Source organism: Paenibacillus sonchi, assembly GCF_016772475.1.
GTDB lineage: Bacteria > Bacillota > Bacilli > Paenibacillales > Paenibacillaceae > Paenibacillus_AQ > Paenibacillus_AQ sonchi.
In genome coordinates, this window is sequence record NZ_CP068595.1 from 692,740 (window position 1) to 713,862 (window position 21,123).

19 protein-coding genes and 3 pseudogenes are annotated in these 21,123 nt (G+C 50.9%); 7 read left to right on the top strand and 15 right to left on the bottom strand.

Annotation, left to right across the window (positions count from 1 at the left end; all coding sequences use genetic code 11):
• Positions 1-88: 88 nt before the first annotated feature.
• The 3 genes and pseudogenes from JI735_RS03115 to JI735_RS03125 all read right to left on the bottom strand — a co-directional run bounded on the left by JI735_RS03115 (position 89) and on the right by JI735_RS03125 (position 2,460).
• On the bottom strand, positions 89-322 hold the full coding sequence (locus JI735_RS03115) for a hypothetical protein (protein ID WP_039833746.1): 234 nt from the start codon (positions 320-322) through the stop codon (positions 89-91).
• Positions 323-406: 84 nt separating this feature from the next.
• A complete protein-coding gene (locus JI735_RS03120; protein WP_020430387.1) occupies positions 407-1,075 on the bottom strand; it encodes a potassium channel family protein in 669 nt (222 codons plus the stop codon).
• 15 nt (positions 1,076-1,090) lie between these two features.
• Positions 1,091-2,460, bottom strand: a pseudogene (locus tag JI735_RS03125) (TrkH family potassium uptake protein).
• 314 nt (positions 2,461-2,774) lie between these two features.
• Here JI735_RS03125 and JI735_RS03130 point away from each other — a divergent pair.
• Positions 2,775-4,469, top strand: a complete 1,695-nt coding sequence (locus tag JI735_RS03130) for a CPBP family intramembrane glutamic endopeptidase (RefSeq protein WP_039833747.1) — start codon at positions 2,775-2,777, stop codon at positions 4,467-4,469.
• A gap of 392 nt (positions 4,470-4,861) precedes the next feature.
• On the opposite strand, the gene uvrC is transcribed toward JI735_RS03130, so the two are convergent.
• Positions 4,862-6,928 (bottom strand): excinuclease ABC subunit UvrC, encoded by a 2,067-nt coding sequence (uvrC, locus tag JI735_RS03135; RefSeq protein WP_039833748.1) that lies wholly within the window; start codon positions 6,926-6,928, stop codon positions 4,862-4,864.
• A gap of 209 nt (positions 6,929-7,137) precedes the next feature.
• Positions 7,138-7,455 (bottom strand): thioredoxin, encoded by a 318-nt coding sequence (gene trxA, locus JI735_RS03140; protein ID WP_020430371.1) that lies wholly within the window; start codon positions 7,453-7,455, stop codon positions 7,138-7,140.
• A 351-nt stretch (positions 7,456-7,806) separates the two neighbouring features.
• On the opposite strand from trxA, the gene JI735_RS03145 reads away from it, so the two are divergent.
• The gene (locus JI735_RS03145; protein ID WP_020430369.1) at positions 7,807-7,962 is read left to right on the top strand and encodes a hypothetical protein; all 156 of its coding nucleotides are present in this window, start codon (positions 7,807-7,809) and stop codon (positions 7,960-7,962) included.
• Between the two features lie 89 nt (positions 7,963-8,051).
• On the opposite strand, the gene dnaI is transcribed toward JI735_RS03145, so the two are convergent.
• The 3 genes from dnaI to JI735_RS03160 form a co-directional block, all read right to left on the bottom strand.
• Positions 8,052-9,008: a primosomal protein DnaI gene (gene dnaI / locus JI735_RS03150; RefSeq protein WP_020430368.1), complete on the bottom strand. Its 957-nt coding sequence runs from the start codon at positions 9,006-9,008 to the stop codon at positions 8,052-8,054.
• Positions 9,009-9,026: 18 nt separating this feature from the next.
• Positions 9,027-10,571, bottom strand: a complete 1,545-nt coding sequence (locus JI735_RS03155) for a replication initiation and membrane attachment family protein (protein ID WP_202677043.1) — start codon at positions 10,569-10,571, stop codon at positions 9,027-9,029.
• 242 nt (positions 10,572-10,813) lie between these two features.
• Positions 10,814-11,110: a YuiB family protein gene (locus tag JI735_RS03160; protein WP_020430362.1), complete on the bottom strand. Its 297-nt coding sequence runs from the start codon at positions 11,108-11,110 to the stop codon at positions 10,814-10,816.
• Positions 11,111-11,333: 223 nt separating this feature from the next.
• Between JI735_RS03160 and hemQ the strand changes: the two genes are divergently transcribed.
• Both hemQ and JI735_RS37690 read left to right on the top strand, forming a co-directional pair.
• A complete protein-coding gene (gene hemQ / locus JI735_RS03165; RefSeq protein ID WP_020430361.1) occupies positions 11,334-12,092 on the top strand; it encodes a hydrogen peroxide-dependent heme synthase in 759 nt (252 codons plus the stop codon).
• 198 nt (positions 12,093-12,290) lie between these two features.
• Positions 12,291-12,365: a putative holin-like toxin gene (locus JI735_RS37690; protein WP_379146348.1), complete on the top strand. Its 75-nt coding sequence runs from the start codon at positions 12,291-12,293 to the stop codon at positions 12,363-12,365.
• Positions 12,366-12,551: 186 nt separating this feature from the next.
• Here JI735_RS37690 and JI735_RS03170 read toward each other — a convergent pair whose 3' ends face one another.
• Both JI735_RS03170 and JI735_RS03175 read right to left on the bottom strand, forming a co-directional pair.
• A complete protein-coding gene (locus JI735_RS03170) occupies positions 12,552-12,833 on the bottom strand; it encodes a hypothetical protein (RefSeq protein WP_039833754.1) in 282 nt (93 codons plus the stop codon).
• A 1-nt stretch (position 12,834) separates the two neighbouring features.
• On the bottom strand, positions 12,835-14,028 hold the full coding sequence (locus JI735_RS03175) for an NAD(P)/FAD-dependent oxidoreductase (protein ID WP_020426360.1): 1,194 nt from the start codon (positions 14,026-14,028) through the stop codon (positions 12,835-12,837).
• Positions 14,029-14,351: 323 nt separating this feature from the next.
• Between JI735_RS03175 and JI735_RS03180 the strand changes: the two are divergent.
• Positions 14,352-15,325 (top strand): annotated as a pseudogene (locus tag JI735_RS03180) (NAD(P)/FAD-dependent oxidoreductase).
• Positions 15,326-15,461: 136 nt separating this feature from the next.
• On the opposite strand, the gene sda reads toward JI735_RS03180, so the two are convergent.
• Complete coding sequence (gene sda, locus JI735_RS03185; RefSeq protein WP_042217282.1) at positions 15,462-15,605, bottom strand: sporulation histidine kinase inhibitor Sda; 144 nt, start codon at positions 15,603-15,605, stop codon at positions 15,462-15,464.
• Between the two features lie 326 nt (positions 15,606-15,931).
• A pseudogene (locus JI735_RS03190) lies at positions 15,932-16,593 on the bottom strand (YheC/YheD family protein).
• 334 nt (positions 16,594-16,927) lie between these two features.
• On the opposite strand from JI735_RS03190, the gene JI735_RS03195 reads away from it, so the two are divergent.
• On the top strand, positions 16,928-17,137 hold the full coding sequence (locus JI735_RS03195; protein ID WP_020426357.1) for a hypothetical protein: 210 nt from the start codon (positions 16,928-16,930) through the stop codon (positions 17,135-17,137).
• A gap of 138 nt (positions 17,138-17,275) precedes the next feature.
• On the opposite strand, the gene JI735_RS03200 is transcribed toward JI735_RS03195, so the two are convergent.
• From JI735_RS03200 to JI735_RS03210, 3 genes are all read right to left on the bottom strand, one after another.
• A complete protein-coding gene (locus JI735_RS03200) occupies positions 17,276-17,824 on the bottom strand; it encodes a GNAT family N-acetyltransferase (protein ID WP_039833758.1) in 549 nt (182 codons plus the stop codon).
• A gap of 143 nt (positions 17,825-17,967) precedes the next feature.
• The gene (locus JI735_RS03205; protein ID WP_039833759.1) at positions 17,968-18,696 is read right to left on the bottom strand and encodes a class I SAM-dependent methyltransferase; all 729 of its coding nucleotides are present in this window, start codon (positions 18,694-18,696) and stop codon (positions 17,968-17,970) included.
• A gap of 611 nt (positions 18,697-19,307) precedes the next feature.
• Positions 19,308-19,667 (bottom strand): HesB/IscA family protein, encoded by a 360-nt coding sequence (locus JI735_RS03210; RefSeq protein ID WP_020426355.1) that lies wholly within the window; start codon positions 19,665-19,667, stop codon positions 19,308-19,310.
• A gap of 337 nt (positions 19,668-20,004) precedes the next feature.
• On the opposite strand from JI735_RS03210, the gene mqnE reads away from it, so the two are divergent.
• Entirely contained in the window at positions 20,005-21,111 is a 1,107-nt protein-coding gene (gene mqnE, locus JI735_RS03215; RefSeq protein WP_020426354.1) for an aminofutalosine synthase MqnE, read from the top strand.
• The last annotated feature ends 12 nt before the right edge of the window (positions 21,112-21,123 follow it).

Here is a 21,123-nt window from a genome sequence, read left to right on the forward strand (position 1 = left end):
CGCACAGGGGAAAGTCAGGAACAGAATGGGGCGTTGAGCCATCGACGTCCTGGATAATAAAAGGCCCGGATGCACATCCGGGCCTTTATTATTGTGAGAGCGAGGCAATAGTGGCGAATATCCGCGAATAGGCATCTTTGATATTGGCGGAAATGTCTGTAAAGCTGATATTCCGCTCACGGATAGCAGGAGCATCCCCTATGATCCCAATCTCCAAGGGCTGCCCCTCATAGAGCGGTGTGTCAACTGAATCTGAAGTACAGCCCGTTATCATCGTAATCATCAAGAGGAGCAAAACACATGGAAATATATGTCTAATCATTCAGAACAGCTCCTTCAGCCTAAAACCTGCCGATTTGTGTGACACTCTTCTTATCATATGATAAATCGGGACAGATTCTCTCCGCTACTCCACATTCACCGCTTCGTCCTCGAACTCCACAATGCTCTCATTGGAACCGATGACCACCATAATATCACCCTGATGCACATGGTCATGTGCAGTGGGGGCAACAATTACGCCGTCTTCGCGGTTCAGGGCAATGATGCTGCAGCCATATTTGGCCCGTGTGTTGAGCTCAGAGAGGCTTTTGCCGTCCATACAGGCAGGCACGGTCAGCTCGACCACCTTGTAATCTTTGGAAAGCTCGATATAATCCAGCAGGTTCGGCGTGGTCAGCTGATGAGCCACACGGACCCCCATATCCCGTTCAGGAAAAATCACACGGTCCACACCCAGCTTGGAAAGCGCCCGGCCGTGAAGGATCGAAATCGCTTTGGCCACCACCTGCTTCACACCCAGCTCTTTTAAAAGAATCGCCGCCAGGATGCTGCGTTCCATGTTGTCTCCGATTGCAACTATGCCGCAATCAAAATTGCGCACACCCAGGGAGCGCATGATTCCCTCATCCGTGGCATCCGCCATGACCGTATGCGTCAGCTGTCCGCTCATTTCCTCCACCCGTTCCTCAACATGGTCAATGCCAAGCACTTCATAGCCCATGGCCATCAGCTCCAGGGCAAGACTTGAGCCAAAGCGGCCGAGTCCGATGATGACAAACTGCTGTGCTTTCATAATATCAATAACCCCTTATCCAATTATCATTTTGCCTTCCGGATATTTATATAATTGCTTACCCTTTTTGGACCAATTGCATACGCCAGGGTGAGCAGCCCAAGCCGTCCGGCGAACATAGTCAGGCAGATCAGGATTTTGCCGGCCTGGCTCAGCTCCGGCGTAAGTCCCATACTGAGGCCCACCGTAGCAAAAGCCGAGGTCGTCTCGAACAGAATCATCAGAAAGGCCCGATCCTCCGTGGTGGACAGCACCATGGACACGGTCACAATCAGCAGCAGTGCCAGCAGGGTAACTGTCAAAGCCTTGAATACACGTTCCTGTGCAAGACGGTAACGGAACAAGACGATATCCTCGCGTCCGCGGAGCATCGAGATAACCGCACCGATCATCAGGGTGAAGGTGGTAGTCTTGATACCGCCGCCAGTTGAGCCGGGCGAAGCGCCGATGAACATCAGAATCACTATAAAAAATTGCGAGGCCTGGCGGAGTCCGGCAATATCCACTGTATTCGCCCCGGCTGTACGCGGAGTAACGGACTGAAAGAACGCGGCCCAGATTTTGCCGCCGAAGTTCAACGGACCCAGCGTGCGGGTGTTGGTGAATTCAAAAACAAAGATAACAACCGTTCCGATCACAATCAGCGCCGCTGTCATGGACAGAACCACCTTGCTGTGCAGTGACAATCTGCGGGTACGGCGGCGATAGTCTACGAGATCCGACATAACGATAAAGCCAATGCCCCCCGAAACAATCAGAAACATGACCACAATGTTCACAATAGGGTCGCTGACATATCCAGTCAGGCTGCGATAGTCCCCGAAGATATCGAACCCGGCATTGTTGAACATCGACACTGCATGAAAAATACCAAAATAGACCGCACGCCCAAACGGCATATCAAATGCCCAGCGCATCGAAAGTATAACGGCCGCCCCGGCTTCAATGACAAGTGAATAAATCAGCACCTTGCGGATCAGCCGCACAATGCCTTCCATTGAGCTCTGATTCATGGCTTCCTGGAGAATCAGCCGGTCACGCAGGGAGATCCTGCGTTTCAGTACAAGCGCAAACAGGGTGGCCATCGTCATAAAACCCAGGCCGCCGACTTGAATAAGCACCATAATCACAATTTGTCCGAACACGGTAAAATACGTCCCTGTATCCACCACCACCAGCCCGGTAACGCAAGTTGCAGAAGTTGCAGTAAACAGCGCATCGATAAAGTTGAGTGATTCTCCCGACGCGCTCGACACGGGAAGCATCAGAAGCAGGGTCCCGATCAGAATAACGGCTGCAAAGCCCAGCACCAGAATCTGCGGCGGGGACAGCTTCAAAAATCTAAAATTGTTAATCTTGGGTAACGGTGAAGCCAACCTTCTCATCCTCTCGCTGGTTGCGTAAGAAACATACAAATTATAAACGTTATTCCCTAACTTCACAAAGGTTCATTTTATTACAGCTCATTTCCGTTATGGGATTGAACTTTAACTGGTCAGCCTTTTGCGGTATGCTGTATTCTTGCAGGCCAAAATATTCCCAGCCCCTCCTGGTACAAAAAAATGAAGCCGGAAGGACAAAATAAGCATAAGCCCGGCCATTTCCACGTAAAAGGATAATACGGCATTTTTTTGTAACCGGCCTGCCGCTAATATTATAATGGAAAGAACAGGCATATTACATAACAAGGAGGCGTTACATGAATTCCGTCGGCCAGCCCCTACAGCAGCGGCCCCTTTCGACCAGGCTCATTCTTGCGGGTATCATCGGTCTTATTGTGTTCATTATGTTCCAGATCGCTCCCCAGCTCCTAGGGGACTCGGGTGATTCTGACACCACACCTATCAGCAAAAATGAGGCCCGTGAGCAAGCCGCCGCATTCGCAGCCCAGCAGCTTGGCCATCCGGATTCCACAGGGGAGGAATGGGCTGTAAGCTACAGGACCGATTCTTCCTTCTACGGCTATATGTCCCGGGAGAAGCTTCTGGATCAATATTCCAAAGCGAAGCTGGATCAGCGTTATCCGTTCGATGTCTTTCATGCCGTACTCTACGCTTCCGGTGAAGTGAACCCGATTCTATCGGTTGATCTTAATATGTACACCGGAAAGGTTGTGGGATTCAGCCGCGGGGAAGGCACAAGCTCCAGCGCTGAAACAGGGAATCACAGCAACTCCGCCCTGCCCGGTACTGTAAGCACGGCCAGTGAACCGGAGCTTTCGCTTGAACAGAAAAAGGAGCTTGCCCGCCCGTGGCTTCAATTATGGGAAGTGAATCCCGCCAAGCTGCAGATCCAGCCGGGTACAGATCCTGACGGGCTGGTCTATACAGACAGCTCTGTCAAGATTGGAGAGTCGCAGCTGCAGTACAAATTCAAATTCCAGCAGGAACAGGTCGCGTATTTCCGGGCAGGCTTCACCGCCCCTGCCTGGCATACCAGTTATGTTGAGGATCAGACCGCCCTCGCCAGGTGGCTGACCGGGGTCGGCTACGGCGTGCCTACGCTGGCGCTGGGCATTCTGGCCCTGATCTACAGCATTCTGCGCAGAGGGCATACCTCATTCAAGCGGGGAATTTTCCTCAGCTCCGCCCATTTTGTAATTATGATGGTCAGTACCTACAACATGCTGCCGGAAGCCAGCGGGGACAGCCTGGAGAGCCGCATCACAAGTCTCGTCATGCTCATATTCTATATTTTTTACAGTCTGCTGATGTCGCTGATGCTCTACTTCTCCCTTGTTGGCGGCAACGGCCTGTGGCGCAAGGAAGAGGGATTGAACCCCTGGCCGCGCGCCAAGGAGCCGGGTTACGGGCGTTATGTGCTGGACAGCATGCGCGCCGGGTATGTCTGGGCCTTTATTCTGCTCGGCGTACAGACGCTTATGTTCATTATTCTGTCATACACCCTGCATAACTGGTCCACCACGGATGCCAGCCAGTCACCGTACAATATGAGATATGCCTGGCTGCTGCCCATCGTCGCCTGGCTTGCCGGGTTGTCCGAGGAAGCCGTATACCGCCTGTTCGGCATCCGGATGGTCAAGAAGATCGTCCGCAGCACCTTCCTGGCTTCGCTCATCACCACGCTAATCTGGGCGTTTGGACATACGCTGTACCCGATCTATCCCATCAGCTCGCGTCCGATTGAGCTGACGGTGATCGGCTTGCTGTTCAGCTATATCTTCCTGCGCTACGGCTTTATCGCCGCCATGTTCAGCCACGTGGTGTTTGACAGCATCCTGATGGGCGCCACACTGATCTTCATGAAGGAATCCGTGAATGTAGGTGCGGGTATCGTCACCATCGTCCTGCCGTTTATCGTGGGCTATATCGTGTACCGGTTCAATCCCCCGCGCAAGATGGAGCCGGCAGAGCCTGTCAGCCCCATCGCCTAACTGAAGACCGGCCGCAAAACGGCTGAGCGCCTTTCCATGGGCGGCTCAGCCGTTTACGCGTGTAGTGCCTTGCATGTTCTAATAGTTCTCCTACGCATGATGAGTCTTGCAGATATTACGGACTCCAGCGCCGTTATTTCAACAATCCGGTTTTTTTATTCATGCTAACGGACTGAGGAGACGCTAAGCTGGCATTTCCCGGAGCATAAAGGTGGATTTGCATGAAATAGGGTCATCTGGGTCCATAAGCGCCCGGCAAAGACCGATTTCAAGCAGATAACGGCATCTGGGTCCATTAGGGATCCCCCTTTTTTCAGGGAGGCTAAATGGAACGATACACAAGAAGAGACCGGCCCTCAGGCCAGTCTCTTCTTGTATAAAACTATAATACTTTATAATGACGGCCCTTCATCCTTCAGGGCATCCAGAATCTGCGCAGCCAGCTTGTCGCCGATCGACAGCGGACGGAAGTCCTCGATGCTGGCCTCCTTGATTTTTTTGAGCGAGCCAAAATGCTTCAGCAGCAGCTTCCGGCGCTTGTCGCCGATGCCCGGAATGGAGTCGAGCTTCGAGGTTACCATCGATTTGCCGCGCTGCTCGCGGTGGAATGTAATCGCAAACCGGTGAACTTCATCCTGAATGCGCTGCAGCAGATAAAACTCCTGGCTGTCCCGGGCAAGCTGCACCGGCTCGGCGGAATCACCAACCAGCAGCTGCGCCGTTCTGTGCTTGTCGTCCTTCACCAGGCCGCAGACCGGGATGTACAGCCCCAGTTCATTCTGCAGAATGTCAATGGCGGAAGAAATTTGCCCTTTCCCTCCATCGACCACAATCAGATCCGGCTGCGGCAGGTTCTCCTTCAGCACGCGCTCATAGCGGCGGCGGATCACCTCGCGCATGGTTTCGTAGTCATCCGGTCCCTGTACCGAGCGGACCTTGTATTTGCGGTATTCCTTGCGTGCAGGTTTGCCGTCAATGAACACAACCATCGCGGATACCGGATTGGTTCCCTGGATATTCGAGTTGTCAAATGCTTCAATCCGGCTAAGCGATTCCAGGCCCAGGCTCTGGCCCAGGCTGATCGCTGCGCCGGAGGTGCGCTCCTCGTCCCGCTCGATCAGGCGGAACTTCTCGTCCAGCGCCACCCGGCCGTTCTGGCAGGCCATCCCGACCATCTGCTTCTTCAGCCCGCGCTGCGGTACCAGCACCTTGACGCCCAGCCACTCCTGCAGAGCCGCCGCGCCGCCGGCTGCGTCCACGGTGCCTTCAGCGGCCGCCTCAGCCGCAGCAGCTTCACCCGCATCCGCTTGCGCTGCAGCCTCCAGTGCCGCTTCATCCGACTCTGTCCGCACGGCAGTAGCCGCTTCTGTCATCCCGCTGTCTGCCGCGCTTCCCGCAGCCTCACCTGTATCTTCAGCAGCCAGCACCACCTCAGCCTCCAGCGCCGCTTCTGCGCCGGCCGCCTCAGTCTCACCGCTGACAGCCAGCTGCGGTTTGCCTGATTTATCTGCGCCTTCAAGCAATGTATCCGGCAGCAGGATTTCTTGCGGCAGGGCAGGGTTCTCGCTGTAGTACTGCGCCACATAAGAGATGAAATCGCTGTACGCCTCCCCGTAGAAAGGGAACACGGAGGAGTGCCGCTGGATCATTTTCCCCTGCCGCATGTACAGAATCTGCACACACATCCAGCCCTTGTCCACGGCATAGCCGAATACATCGCGGTCTTTGGTATCAGCCGTGTTAATTTTCTGCTTCTCCATCAGGGCATCGATGTGGATGATCTGGTCGCGCAGCTCCTTGGCCCGCTCGAAATACAGCTCCTCTGCGGCCTCCTGCATCTTTTGCTGCAGATCCTTCTTGACTGCCTCATGGCCGCCTCCGAGAAAACCGGCAATGCTCTGCGTAATCTCCTCATAAGCGGACTTGGGCACTTCCTTCTCGCAGGGCGCCAGACACTGGCCCATATGATAATACAGGCAGACTTCCTTCGGCATCACGCCGCACTTGCGCAGCGGATACATCCGGTCGAGCAGCTTCTTGGTCTGATGCGCCGCATAAGCGTTTGGATATGGACCGAAATACTTCGCTTTATCCTTAATCACCCGGCGCGTAACCTCCAGGCGCGGATGAGCTTCATTCGTAATTTTCAAATACGGAAACGTCTTGTCATCCTTCAAAAGCACATTATAACGCGGCATATGCTTTTTAATCAGGTTGCACTCCAGAATGAGCGCCTCCATATTGCTGGACGTGACGATATATTCAAAGTCGGTAATATTGGCGACGAGCCTCTGGGTCTTACCGTTATGGCTGCCCGTAAAATAAGAGCGGACCCGGTTCTTCAGCACCTTGGCCTTGCCCACATAAATAATAGTGCCCTCTTCATTTTTCATCAGATAGCACCCGGGCAGGTCGGGCAGCAATGCCAGTTTGTTGCGGATATTCTCCATATAATCCATGCGTTCTCCCCCACCTGTAACAACACCGTGATAACTTAATTTTAAATATAAGAAGCCATGGGTTCAACCCCATAGCATATAAAATAGAGTACTGCCGGCTAAAAACGTTCATTAGGACCACCAGCTTCCGCCTGACACACAAAGCGCCTTCGGATAAACCGAAGGCGCTTTGTCGGCAGGGCATATGCCCCGGATACTACAGCATCATTTTACTGATGTTTTGCAACAATATTCTTAAGGGAATCCTTGGAGTTGAGTCCAACAACTTTGTCCACAGGCTGGCCGTCTTTGAAGAAGATCAGGGTAGGAATACTCATAACTCCAAAACGGGAAGCTGTTTCCGGATTTTCATCAACGTTCAGCTTGGCAATTTTCACATCGTCTCCCAGTTCGGTGGACAGTTCCTCCAGAATTGGGGCAAGCATTTTGCAAGGGCCGCACCAAGGTGCCCAGAAATCTACAACAACAGTACCTTGACCTTCAACTTCACCCACAAAGGATTGGTCAGACACGTTCACGATAGCCATGATATAGTTCCTCCTTTAAGTTGTACGAAGCTTCCATCCGCTTCTATAACCCATAAGCCTAGTGTGGCGAATTCACTCCGAAATTATAACGGGATAAAATGTTTCATGTAATATGATAACCAGATTACCATTTACCGACACATCCACAGTATAACATATTAACAATGATTTTGTATAATGTTTTATGAAATTAAATTGCACAAAATCAAATACTTCCCACGCAGTCTCTTCTTTACAAGGCCGCAGGGAGTTCGTATACTTGAGGAAAACGCATTAATTGTCAATGACTTCTCTCACACGTCTAACTGTAACCCACTAATTGCAGTCATGCAACTGCAAGGAGGAAAAAAGATGGATGTCAACGCGCACACACGCGACCCGCGGGAGCATGTCAACGAGGAGCCGCGCAATGACCTTGGCGATTTGCTCGCCGGCTTCTTCGGCATGACGGGCTTTATGACCGTCGTTTTCTTCGGCATGGTGATTATCAAGTTTTTATCCGAGTAACTCTTCACCCACATGCTTTTCAGCTGGGCAACAGCAAAATCCGGCCCTTCCGTTTAAGGAAGAAGCCGGATTTTGCTGCTTTAGCACTATTATCTTACCGTTCCCCGCTGGTTCTCGCCATAAAGCGGAATGACATCCACAAACGGAGCAATCCGGTCCATCAGCCGTTGGCCTTTGTAGATCTCCTCGCCGTCCTTGCTCGTAATGCTCAGATGCTTCTCCAGACCGTCCAAAGGATAATTCGAAGTGTAAAAGGTCGGCTTGCGGTTCATCCGGTGGTTCAGAATCGCCCCCAGCACATGGTCGCGGGCCCATGGATTCAGGTTCTCCGCCCCGATATCGTCAAAGATCAGCAGATCACAGTTCTTCATCGTGTCGACCATTTCTTTCAGCTTCTGATTATCCATCATGATCAGCTTCAATTCCTCGATGAAATCAGGCATGTAGACGATGACGCCGCTGTACCCGGCAATCGCCAGTTCATGCAGCATATAGCACATCAAAAAGGTTTTGCCTGTCCCAAAAGAGCCCTGCAGGTATATCCCCCGCGAGGTCAGCCCGTTCTCCTTCGCCCCTGCAATATAATCAAATATACGATTCACGGCTGAGACCCGGCGGGGGTCCTTACCCATAATGTCAATTTCATCATAGCCGCCATTCAGCACACGCTCATCCACATAAAAGCTGCGGATGCGCTTGCGGATGCTGTCCTGATTATCCTGGGCAATCTTAAGATTGCAGGCCGTCTTCCGCTCGTACAGATCTGCCATACCGCCTACAGTCTCTACGGTAAGCTTGCTGTAGTGGCCCTGGAAGTCGTTCGGGCACTTCTCCAGGCCCGGACAATTCGCACAGTGGCGGCTTTCTTCCACATATTGATACAGGCGGCTCAAGTGAAGCCGCAGCCGCGATTCGTCCAGCTCGGGATGCTCGGCCTGAAGCTGCTTCACCAGAGGATGGTTCAGCAGGTTCTGCTCAAGATCGCGGGAGCGCTGGCGGAGCGCGGAATTATTCATCGAACGCAGCACTTCGCCCATAGACTCCATAGCCGCACCTCGCTTTCATTACGGCGTCTTGGATACGCCTTTTTTCTTACTGGCCTTGATTTCAGCGGCCTTCTTCATCATCGCCGCGAACTCTTCCTCCGACACGGTTCCGGCGCTGCCGTCATCCAGGACAATCGGGATCTCCGCTTTGCCGGAACGGCCGCCGGTTTTGCTGTAGCTGCGCTGGCGCGTCCCGGCTGAGCCAGATGCCCCTGCTGCCGCACCTTTGCCTTTGACCTTGGTCTGGTCCCGGATATAACGCACAGCCTTCTCGTACGTGTTCACCTGCTTCACCAGCATGTTCGAGGCAATCGCCTCCACGAAGTTGCGGTTCATCCGCTGATCGCCTGCGGAAGCTACCATGGTCATCAGATAATGAATGAGTACATTAATCACTTCGCCGCTCAGCTTATAATTGAGATCAATCTTCTCAAATGTATCCATCAGCTGCGTAGGCACGGCCCCCGGAAAAAAGGTCTGCAGCAGCCGTGTATAAGGCTCATTGCGCAGCATCATATTATATTGGTGAATGTCGCATTTGGACAAAAATTGCGGCGGCACTTCCACATAATATTCCATTTCGACCGGCTGCTCCATCGGCGGTGTGGAATCATCGCCTTCCACGGAGGCAGCAGAGCGCAGGGCTACCACTTTTGCCGCCGCAATCTCCCGCTTCTCCTGGCGTTTCATATCCTGCCGGAAATGCTGGCTTGCTTTGTACTGCAGCGCGTCCAGAATCACTTCACCTTCCGGTGTGAACACCCCGTCCTCATCCAGCAGGCGGGACATATCCTGCGGGCTAAGCTCATATTTGTGGGCTACATAATTGATCATCCCCATCTGGGCATGGTCAAAGCGCAGCTTCTCGACATGGACACGGTTGGCGGATTCACGCGGAAAGCGCAGGATAATATCACTGTAACCGATCGCCGGTTCCCCGGTTTCCCGCATGCCGGGTTGCTTGACTGTCGCCACCTCAGCCAGAGCCTGCTCCAGCTCATAGTCAATCACATGGGTATTGAGTTGAAAAATATCATAAAAGGGCAGGGAAATATTCTCTTTGCCGATCGACCTGCGGCCCCATTCCTCCGGTTCCCGGTTCCAGAACTGCTCACGCAGCGACAGTACGGCAAATTTGCCGATCTTGTCACGAAGCAGCAGCGTCAAATGCTGGGTTGCAAAAAAATCAGCCGGCGACAGCGGCGGCAGCAGTTCGTATTCGTACATATAATCATCGGTTTCCGCTACAAAAATCCGGCAGGTCTGCAGCAGCCCCACCGCCTCCAGCCGGGAAGCCTGATCCACTATATATTTGCGGCCTTTCTCATTCGGCTCCACACCCAGCGTCATGAACAGACGACGCTGCTGCTCCACCGGAGAATAGCCGATTGCTTCAGCCGGAATATGCTCGAACAGCAGCCGGTACAGGCTGATGGCAAAAGCGCCCACCATCGGCTGATAGACCGAGCCCAGCATACGTGCATCTACACTGCTTAGACCGAATTCGCGGGAAACGCAGTACCGATGATGTTCGGTGAAATGATGCAGGTTACTCATACGCATCTGCGGATTACCTCCCTCTTTTTCTACACGAATCCATTTAGATTTCTATTCTATCACAAAACCCCGGCCCGGAAATGTAAAAAAAAGTCCAAATTCAGCGTATATCCCCTTGATATCGACAGCTTGTTCCCCCTTGCTGGCGTTAGCGGAAAATCCGAAAATCCTCTTCGATTCCAAGAAAAAACGGCCTCGCCAGCCTTGGATAAGGACAGCAGCCGTTCGTATGCACGCGAAGCTCTTTATTAGAACATTTTGTAGCCGCCGAGCCGCAGCTTCTGGATCGTCCAGCCGCTGAGCACCGCTCCGGCGAGACCGGCAACCCCGGTGAGATAATCCACGAGATGGAAGGTCGACAGATGCTCCCACAGGCTCATGGCGCTACGGTCCCAGATCGAATAGACGACCACAGGCAGAATCACAATAACGAACAGATAGGCAGGGAACCAGGTGGTCTTCATTAACATGTTAAGGATAAAGCCAATGCCAAACATCATGACAAAGAACAACACGGCCAGAACAAACACAGGAATAAACCCCATCGTACTGCCATCCCCTCTCTCTATAAAGAACCGCACAGCAAACCTTAATTAATAGTAAGTTTACTAGAAAAAATGTAGCGAAGCAATGAACATTATCGGAGATTCCGGGTATCCGCCCCATAAGAGCAGGGGTGCGCGTTTGCTCTTGCCTGCCTGCATGCGATACAATGCAAATAGATCAAACGGATTGTACATATATCCATATGCTAAGGAGTGAGAATACATGAACGAAGCCGCGTTGACACTGGAGGGCTGGTATGCCCTGCACGACTTCCGTTCTCTGAACTGGACAGCCTGGACGGCCGCCGATGATGAAGAACGCGCTGTCGCCCTGGAAGAACTGCATGCCTTCATGCAGGAATGGGGCCCGGTGGAGGAAGCCAAGGAAGGAAGCACTGCAGTGTACTCCATTGTCGGCCAGAAGGCTGATTTCGTGATGATGTTTCTGCGGGAAAGCCTGGAAGCGCTGAACCAGCTTGAAACCGCCTTTAACAAAATCGCTTTTGCCCAGTATACCACCAAGTCTTATTCCTATGTCAGCATCGTTGAACTCAGCAACTATGCGGCAGGCGGAAGCGCCGGAGACGGCAGTGATCCGATGCAGAACCCCCACGTAGCCGCCCGCTTAAAGCCTGTTCTCCCGCAAACGAAGCATATTTGCTTCTATCCGATGAACAAAAAACGCGAGCTTGCGGACAACTGGTATATGCTCGATATGGAGAAGCGCCGCGAGCTGATGTATTCGCACGGGTTAATCGGACGCGGATATGCCGGCAAAGTGAAGCAGATCATCACCGGCTCTGTCGGCTTCGATGACTGGGAGTGGGGCGTCACCCTCTTTGCCGATGATGCGCTCCAATTCAAGAAGCTGGTCTATGAGATGCGCTTTGACGAAGTCAGTGCCCGCTACGGCGAATTTGGCCCGTTCTATGTCGGGAATCTGCTGACACCGGACACCTTTGAAGAACTGCTGAAGCTGTAGCAGCGCAAAATACCGATAAGTCATAAAGGGAAGGCTCCCTGTCTGAGGGGCCTTCCCTTTGTTTGAGTTTCTGTATAAATAAATTATTATAATGTTCCCCTACCCTTTCAGCCATTTATGCTATACTGATTGAGTAATAGAATAGGCTCAAAGGGTCGGTCGGCTACCTCTCGAAGAAGGGAGGGATGCCTTGTGACAGTGTTTGAAGCAATGATGATTATGCTTACCTTTGGTTCGCTTATCGTAGCGCTGCTGTCCAATAAACGCAAATAGACCGCCCCCCTCGCAAAGGAATGCGGTCTATTTGTCGTGTCCTGTTTGCCCAGGCCTACCGCCCTTAAAAGCGGCTATTGCAAACAGGGAGTCGTGTTGGTAGCACGGCTCTCTTTGCATTGTACGTCTTATCTACCTTTACTATACCACAAGTGGATTTAATAAATAAATATATCCCACTCCAAATTACTCATCTGACAGATTCTTGCCGTCATCCTCTTCACCGGCATCGCCCTCTTCACGCAAGCCCTCCAGGTATTCCGCCGTCGCCCGGTCGCGGGCCCGGCTCTTGTCCTTCAGGCGTTCAATTGCCGGCAGAATGAGAATGTCAATCTCCTTCTGGATATTATAGGCGAGATCGTAACGGCTCTGATCCTCCAGATAAGTCCCGGCCTCAATCAGCCCGTTATACCGGTCCAGCTCCTCACGCGTCAGCAGTCCGCGAACTTGTACGCTGCAGTGGCGCATCCTAGAGGAATCTTCCTTTCTTCAGTACCAGCGGAATGCCGCCGATGATGAACAGATAACGCATGTCCACAACCTTCTTCAGCTGCGCCGCGGTCCAGCCCTTATATTTCTTGTCGCCCACTACAGCGATGCCTTGGCCTTTGCCCAGGGAAGCTACAGTGCCTTTGTTGCTGAAGGCAAATTTCTTCGGCTGCTGGCTGCGGATTGCGGCCACCAGATTATGGGCGCAGCATTCCCCCTGCTGCATGGCAATTTGTGCCGTCGGGGGATACGGGCGTCCTTCCGGATTAATCATCAGGGAGCCGTCGCCGATAATAAAGATATTCTCATGTCCCGGTGCACGCAGATATTCATCTACCTTCACCCGACCGCGCATAGCTTCAAAACCCGCGGCTTCAATCAGACGGTTGCCGCGGATACCGCCGGTCCAGACGATGGTTGAAGCCTTGATCTCTTCACCCGTCGCAAGGATAACTCCGCCCGGCAGGCATTCCTTGATCGCTACACCGATCTTGAAGGTCACGCCCTTCTTCGTCAGCACAGTCATGGCATGCTCTACCAATTCAGGGGCGAAGCCCGGCAGTGCCGTCGGAGCAGCCTCCACGTTGTAGATATTGACCATGCTTGGATCCACATCGAATTCCTTGCACAGCGCCGGAATACGGTCTGCCAGCTCCGCCACAAATTCAATGCCGCTGAAGCCTGCGCCGCCGACAACAAAATTAATATGTTCCTGTGCATTATTTTCATTCTTGTATTTGGCGAATTGATACTCAATATGCTCACGGATCAGCCGCACGGAATTAATGCTGCGGATCGTCAGTGCGTACTTGTCCAGTCCAGGTATCCCGAAGGTTTCGGGTTCCCCTCCCAGAGCGATTACAAGATAGTCATAGGACAGCGTGCCATCTTCCAGAATTACCTTTTTTTGCTGGGTGCGGATTTCCTGTACGGAAGATTTTACGAGATCAATTTTGAATTCATCAATTAATTTTGAAATAGATACGCGGGTATGCTCGATGCTGTCTGTACCTGCAGCAGGCATATGCAGATGGGTTGTGAAATAGTGATACTCATGGCGGTTAACCAGTGTCACATCAGCTTCATTGTAGTTCAAAGCTTTCTGCAGCCGCTGCGCGGTCAAAATACCTCCATATCCCGCGCCTAGGATGACGATTTTAGGAATACTGCTCATGTTCCGGCTCCTTCCAACAGGTGAATCTGTCTATGTGTTATTTTTTGTAAAAAAATTCGGTTTCTTTTGTGAATTTATACACTTAAATTCAGAAGAATTTCCAATAAAACTTAAAGGATTTCCAAAATAGCCATATCCATTGTAAACCTTAGTATCGTTTTAATCAAATATAATCATACAACAAAATGTCACAATTTTCTGCGGAAATCAAGCCTTTGCAGGTCGGCTCCACAATGTTTATAATGTTAGATAAGCCAATATGGCAATTTGAAACTATCAACTCGGAGGTGTAATATTACGTGACAATAGAGCAATCCGTTCCTATGAGCGATCTGCTGATCATAGGAGGCGGTCCGGCCGGGATGTTTGCCGCTTTTTACGGCGGAATGCGCCAGGCATCGGTAACCCTTATTGAAAGTATGCCCCAACTCGGGGGCAGCTTGCTGCTCTTTATCCAGAAAAATATATTTACGACGTGGCCGGGTTTCCAAAAGTCACCGGTCAGGAGCTGGTAGATAACCTTTCCCGCCAAATGGAGCTGTTTCAGTCCGATATCCGGCTGGAGGAGAAGGTTGTTTCGCTTAAAAAACAGGACGAACGCCATTTCGTCATTACTACCGATAAAGCGGAATATCACAGCAAAACCGTGATCATTACTGCAGGCGTAGGCGCTTTTGAACCCCGCCGGCTGGAGCTTCCCGAAGCGGCGCGTTTCGAAAAAGCCAACCTGCATTATTTTGTCAGCGATCTTAATGCGTTCAAGGGCAAAAAGGTGCTGATCAGCGGCGGCGGCGACTCTGCTGTGGATTGGGCACTGATGCTTGAACCCATTGCTGAGCAGGTTACCCTGATTCACCGCAGGGATAAGTTCCGCGCCCATGAGCACAGTGTGGAGAACCTGATGGCATCCAAGGTCAATGTCATTACGCCTTCGGAGATTACCGGGCTTCACGGCGAAGAATTCATTACCAGGGTTACCTTGTCCCACATCAAAACCAAAGAAACACAGGAGCTGGAAGTGGACAGTGTTATCGTTAACTTTGGCTTCGTGTCCTCGCTGGGGCCGATTGCCGAATGGGGCATCGATATTGAGAGCAACTCGATTGTGGTAGACTCCCGAATGGAGACCAGCATTCCGGGGATCTTCGCCGCTGGTGATATTACCACGTATCCGGGTAAGCTGAAGCTGATCGCTGTTGGATTCGGAGAAGCGCCTACCGCAGTGAACAACGCCAAGGTCTATATTGATCCCGAAGCCAAGCTGTCTCCCGGACACAGCAGCAATCTCAAGCTGTAGCCGAACGTTCACCTCTGTTATTCTACAAATAAAAGGGTATCCTTTCAGGTTGATTGCACTTCAACTTGAAAAGATACCCTATTTGTGCCGCTTGCGGTTGAATGATTGATCTGCTGCAAAGGTATGCTCCGGGCTTCTAGTGCAGAACCGCATGAACTGGAGAGTGTAAGTTCCGTTTGCGAATTTCAGCGAGCAGCAGAGCGATGAAATCATGCTCTAATTGCAGTTCTATTGCTCTATGGTAAGAGTCCAAGAGCATCTCATCCGACAATTCAACCATAACGTTCACCTACCTTTCCTTTATTTGAATCTGAATCTATCATAGCAAACTATTATTTTTCGAACAAGCGTTCCCACTATCCACAAGCAACTGTGGAGATCCTGTGCATAATATGTTAGTAAAGGCCAAGAAGTCATTCGCCGCACAGTGGACTATGGGGATAACAGTTATACACAGGATGAATCCGCCGGTATTTTGCCTGAAATATTTTTACATTGTTCATAATTCCGTGGAATTTTTTATCATATATTACCTCAAGGCTTACACAACTAAACGCAATTCTATCTCATTATTATATTTATCGTCAATTCTTAAAAATTTTTTAATCACTTCGGGCGGGTATTGACCTCCAAAATCCAGATCTTCCCCGGCCGTCCACAGCATAATCAAAGCCAAGCACACCAATGCCCGGAAAATGCCGTTCCAGCACCTCTATGCAGATCAGGGTCAGGCTCCGCATCTCCGCTTTTTTGGCAGAGGTCCTGACCCGCGGCAATGATATCCTCAGTCCCTCACGGCAGCTTAGCATCGTTCCGCCCTTGCAGAGATTCGTCACGAACAGTCCCGGACGCGCCACTCTTCCGACCATAGAACGAAATTCCCAGTGTGCTCCGTTCTTCGCCACCTTGACCCGGTAATCGATAGGGCGTCCGCCAATCCGGGCCAGCGAGATGCCCTGCTGCATCAGATATTTCCGTTTGGCCTTAAATAAGTCGAGTGCACGCTTCATGGAGGAGAAATCCCGGTACATTCTTGTGCTGTGCATATGTGTGAAGCCGTATCCCCGGCTGTTCCGGAACACTTTGATCACCCCAAAACCGCCACCGCCAACAACAGGTTTGATTACAACCGTTCCGTATTTCCCCAGCATCCCTAACAACCCAGCAGCGCTATATTCCATCGTTCTCGGAATGTAACCGGCAACCCGCGGATCGCTGAGCAGCGCCTCGGTTTTCAGCCACTTGCTGGCCAGTTGTCTTCCCGCCATTGTTCAACCTCTCCTTTCACATTCCCAGCCTACCCTATACTTTACTCAGAAAAGGCCGCGCCCTCCTGTATGATTGTCCGTATGAGCAGGTGCGCACAGCAAAAAAGGGCATATAGCCGCCAGCGCTTATGTCCTATCTATCCTATATGGGAGAGCAGCGGGGCTGCTGCAAATTCTGACAAGCCTCTTCTACGGCAATCGACAGCAACCGCCGGTAGGGGAACCGCTCGCAGAGTCTGTCGGATTCTCTGGTCATGCGGCGTTGCCCCTCAGCCACTTTTTGCTGGAAAATCCTTAAAATTCATTGTATTATGACCTGGAGGGAGGACTCTTCATGGCAGAGCTTTTTGAAGTGCTGTACTGGGTGGCAATGGTTGGAATGACCGTCGTTCTGGCAGGAATCACGGTTCTTGTCTGCGCATTAGGCTTCAAATTCATCAAAGACCGGCGCCGGGTCCTCGGCACGGGCTGCATCGCCTTTTCTCTGGGCGCCGCCGCACTGGTCGTATTTATGATTAATTTCAAGTTTATTATTCCTGCTTAATTAAAAGTTTCGTTCTTTGCAACGCCCTGTCACAGAGTTTTCTGTACAGGGTTTTTATTATACTCTATGAAAAAAAGATGCGATGGCTTGTGCAGATGGACAGCTTGATTTGCTGATATTGCCTTATCTCTATAATCATTACCGTCCCCCTCTCTGCAGCTCATATTCCGGCTTTAAAACCGAATACTGGTATGAATCATGCCACCTCCCCTTATGCCACATATGCTCCCGCAAATGCCCTTCATAGACCATGCCGAGCTTGTGCATGACCTTGGCTGAACCCACGTTCTCCGGACGGCAGGTCGCGTAGATCCGGTGCAGATTCAACTCCTGAAATCCGAAGTCAAGTAATGAAGCCGCAGCCTCGGAGGTATATCCCTGTCTCCAAAACAGCGGATTGAAGCAATAGCCGATTTCCCCTTGCCCCGGTTCACTGATGTGAATGCCGCAGCCGCCGATCAGTTGACCCGTCTCTTTCAGAACTACGGCAAACTCGAAATCCTTCCGCGGAATCTGGCTCTGCCATTCCAAGGTCAGACCGATATAACTTCTTGTTTCCTCTTTGGAGTTCGGTCCCCAGATCATATACTTGGCCACCAGAGGGTCAGAAGCATATGCATGCACAGCTTCCATATCTTCATAAGTAAACTCTCGAATGATTAGCCGTTCTGTTTCCAATAGAGTCACGAGGTTCCCTTCCTTCAGTTAGATTTCAACTTATTGGATATTTAAACTTTTAGATAGTTACATTCATATTTTAATAGACTCTTGGAATAGTCATCCAAAGAGGTTCCGTTCTGAACGACCAAGGAATATTCTGGCATATGCAACTATCCCTTCGAGTGTTTTCTCCATAAGCTTGTCCATAGAAACGGAACACCGAACACAGGATCATTATCCGTGCATTCCTTCATCATACGAATCTCCACCACCTCAAAATACCCGCCTAAGATTTCGTTTAATTTCTCCTTGCTGTACGCTTGTCCGCCATGCATGCTTCGATCCCGGTAGACATCCCAGTCGCTTATTTCCATGGCTCCCCCCATTTCCGTAAACCCGGGAGCAAAACAAGTTAATCCAAAATACCCTCCATCCTTCAGCGCATGATGGATCATCTCAATATATCCGATGCGCCGATGGGGCCACAGGTGGTGCAGGCAGCCTGCATCATAGACCAGATCATATTCGGACTGGGGGGACAGATCAAAAACTGATCCGAGCGTAAAGTTCACTGTGGCATTCTTTTCAACCGCCCGCTCTTTGGCCCAAGTAATAGCTTCTTCTGAAAGATCTACCGCATCCACATCAAAGCCATGAAGCGCCGCATAAATCGCATTCCTTCCCGGACCGCAGCCCAGCTCCAGCATTCGCCCTCCCTGTAATACTCCTGCTTCTACAAAAGAGACTAAATTCTCATCCGGCTTATCTGCAAAAAAGGGAACTCCCTTCGTTCGGTTACAATAGAATTTATTCCAAAACGGGGCGGGCTCCCTCATCAGCGAATCCAGCATGCTGAGCAAATTCTCCATGCTTTTAATGGTTTCCGGCATTTTGGGCATCTCCTAAAATAGATATTTTGCAATCGCGCAGACAGCATTTTTTTGAAATATTCGCTGTTTAATTTTTATCAAGGGAGACTGGTTGTTCTTTTGATTATTACTCTTTCATTATACTAGTCCAACTAAAAACTGGAAACGGAGTTTAGCTTGCCCCAACGTACAAAAAAGCCTCCAGGCACATTCACCTGAAGACTTCGGTACAGCAGCCGGTTATATGAATTAGAAAAGTAATGGCACTCAGGTACTCTAACCTTAAGTGGAATTTCTCCACTAAATTATAGCATTCTGTTAGCTCAGTAGCATTTAGTGGGATTTTCTCCACTTATTTCGGAGGAACTTAGCTGATACCGCCTAAATGGGCCATTTTAGTTGTACTTATTCCACCTAATGAGGGCACAGCAGTCAAAAGTCTCGGATTAGTGGGAGAAATTCCACTTAACTCTATAGCTTACTTCAGTTTCAGCGCCACCATCCGAGTAATTCCGCTACACCCGAATGTTTTGCCTCAATCCCTCAATCCGCAACGCTGAGCCACGAATCCTTCGCTTATATCCGCGTGTATCAATCATCGGCTACAGCCTAGAGCAGCAGCAGATACATTCAGCCGGGGTTTAGCAAGGCTCAGCCGCAGGCTTGCCGGCATCGTCCTTCGTACGGAAGCTTGAGCCGCAGCCGCAGGTAGCGGTGGCGTTCGGATTGTTGATGGTGAACCCGCCGGTCATGCCGGATTCCTCGAAGTCGATCTCGAGGCCGTTCAGGTAACGGATATCATCTTTGCTAACGACAACCTTCATGCCCTGCACATCCATATAGACGTCCTGGTCAGTTTCGTTGTCGTCGAAGCCCATAGCGTAGGAGAAGCCGCTGCAGCCGCCTTCAGTTACACCAAGACGAAGGAACATATTCGGGATTTCCTGTTCAGCCAGCATGGTCTTGAGTTGTCCTGCTGCTGCTTCACTGATTGTAATCATAGTCTCTAACCTCCTGAAAAATTATTCTGTATTCTACAGCCTGCCCGGCCAAAAGTAACTGTCTATATAAAAATAAGTATACTCCACTATCCCCCTGCCCTCAAGTCCAAACTGCACCTGCGCGGCGCAGTTACACATGCGAATCCATCTTCTCTCAGCGGTTGCTACCCCCTGGTGAGAGGTTTATAATAGGTAAAGCGATATGCGAAAATTCGGAAAATTGTCACGCAGTCAGCTGACATCGCAGCTTTTTGTAATGGACGGCCACTCCCTAAGTTTGTTTCGGGAATGATTCTGCGATGCGCTTGCTTCGCCAAAACCTTCAGGAGGAAATTATATGTCTACTCTTATAACACCCCAGACCGATGCCAGAATGGCGAACATTATCGACAAGGTTCGCGGCGGAGAAAGATTAAATTTGGAAGATGGCGTTTATTTATATGGAAGCAACGATTTGCTAACCATCGGCCAGTTGGCGAATGAGGTGAATCAGCGGAAGAACGGCAACAAGGTATATTTTATCGAAAATATGAGCCTATATTTCACCAATGTCTGCGAAGCACACTGCGCATTCTGCAATTTCCGCAAAGATGACGGTGAAGAAGGCGCCTATACCCTTTCCGGTCAGGAAATGGTGCAATATGTCGAACAGCATATCCATCCCGGAGTGCGCGAGTTCCATATTGTCGGCGGCCATAATGATAAGGTGCCCTTTCAATATTATGTTGATTCGCTCAAAGCCTTGAACGAAGCGTTCCCTCAGGTGACTTTGAAGGCGTACACAGCGGCAGAGATTGATTTCTTCACACGGATCAGCGGACTGAGCATCCGCGAGGTGCTTGAGGAGCTGCGTGCTGCCGGACTTCAGTCTCTTACTGGCGGCGGTGCAGAAATTCTGTCCGACCAATACCGGAAAAAAATGCGTGTCAACAAAGCCAATGTAGAGGAATATCTGGAGGTCCACCGGACCGCACACCAGCTCGGGATGAAGACTCATACCACGATGCTGTACGGCTCGATTGAATCGCATGAGGACCGCGTGCGCCATATGCTGCAGATCCGCGACCTGCAGGATGAAACGAACGGTTTCATGGTGTTCATCCCATTGTCTATGCAGCCCAAGAACAAGAATGCCGGCATTATGCGCCGCAACTCGGCTTATGAGGATCTCAAAACGATTGCGATCAGCCGTTTAATGCTGGATAATTTCGACCATATTAAGGCCTACTTCATTAATATCGGGCCACAGCTTACCCAAGTCGCACTCAGCTTCGGCGCCTCGGATGTGCACGGTACGATTCTGAAGGAACGCATCAGCCATGCGGCCGGAGCCTTGACTCCAGAGGGGCTGACCCGTGAAGAGCTGATCTGGCTGGTAAAAGGTGCCGGAAAGATTCCGGTAGAGCGGGACACGTTCTATAACGAAATTAAGGTATACGAATAACTGCAAGCCGGA

What these genes read in the sequence shown, in the direction of transcription:
- JI735_RS03115 (WP_039833746.1), bottom strand. Translation starts at nt 322, where the DNA reads ATGATTAGACATATATTTCCATGTGTTTTGCTCCTCTTGATGATTACG.
- JI735_RS03120 (WP_020430387.1), bottom strand. Translation starts at nt 1,075, where the DNA reads ATGAAAGCACAGCAGTTTGTCATCATCGGACTCGGCCGCTTTGGCTCA.
- JI735_RS03130 (WP_039833747.1), top strand. Translation starts at nt 2,775, where the DNA reads ATGAATTCCGTCGGCCAGCCCCTACAGCAGCGGCCCCTTTCGACCAGG.
- uvrC (WP_039833748.1), bottom strand. Translation starts at nt 6,928, where the DNA reads ATGGATTATATGGAGAATATCCGCAACAAACTGGCATTGCTGCCCGAC.
- trxA (WP_020430371.1), bottom strand. Translation starts at nt 7,455, where the DNA reads ATGGCTATCGTGAACGTGTCTGACCAATCCTTTGTGGGTGAAGTTGAA.
- JI735_RS03145 (WP_020430369.1), top strand. Translation starts at nt 7,807, where the DNA reads ATGGATGTCAACGCGCACACACGCGACCCGCGGGAGCATGTCAACGAG.
- dnaI (WP_020430368.1), bottom strand. Translation starts at nt 9,008, where the DNA reads ATGGAGTCTATGGGCGAAGTGCTGCGTTCGATGAATAATTCCGCGCTC.
- JI735_RS03155 (WP_202677043.1), bottom strand. Translation starts at nt 10,571, where the DNA reads ATGCGTATGAGTAACCTGCATCATTTCACCGAACATCATCGGTACTGC.
- JI735_RS03160 (WP_020430362.1), bottom strand. Translation starts at nt 11,110, where the DNA reads ATGGGGTTTATTCCTGTGTTTGTTCTGGCCGTGTTGTTCTTTGTCATG.
- hemQ (WP_020430361.1), top strand. Translation starts at nt 11,334, where the DNA reads ATGAACGAAGCCGCGTTGACACTGGAGGGCTGGTATGCCCTGCACGAC.
- JI735_RS03170 (WP_039833754.1), bottom strand. Translation starts at nt 12,833, where the DNA reads ATGCGCCACTGCAGCGTACAAGTTCGCGGACTGCTGACGCGTGAGGAG.
- JI735_RS03175 (WP_020426360.1), bottom strand. Translation starts at nt 14,028, where the DNA reads ATGAGCAGTATTCCTAAAATCGTCATCCTAGGCGCGGGATATGGAGGT.
- sda (WP_042217282.1), bottom strand. Translation starts at nt 15,605, where the DNA reads ATGGTTGAATTGTCGGATGAGATGCTCTTGGACTCTTACCATAGAGCA.
- JI735_RS03195 (WP_020426357.1), top strand. Translation starts at nt 16,928, where the DNA reads ATGGCAGAGCTTTTTGAAGTGCTGTACTGGGTGGCAATGGTTGGAATG.
- JI735_RS03205 (WP_039833759.1), bottom strand. Translation starts at nt 18,696, where the DNA reads ATGCCCAAAATGCCGGAAACCATTAAAAGCATGGAGAATTTGCTCAGC.
- JI735_RS03210 (WP_020426355.1), bottom strand. Translation starts at nt 19,667, where the DNA reads ATGATTACAATCAGTGAAGCAGCAGCAGGACAACTCAAGACCATGCTG.
- mqnE (WP_020426354.1), top strand. Translation starts at nt 20,005, where the DNA reads ATGTCTACTCTTATAACACCCCAGACCGATGCCAGAATGGCGAACATT.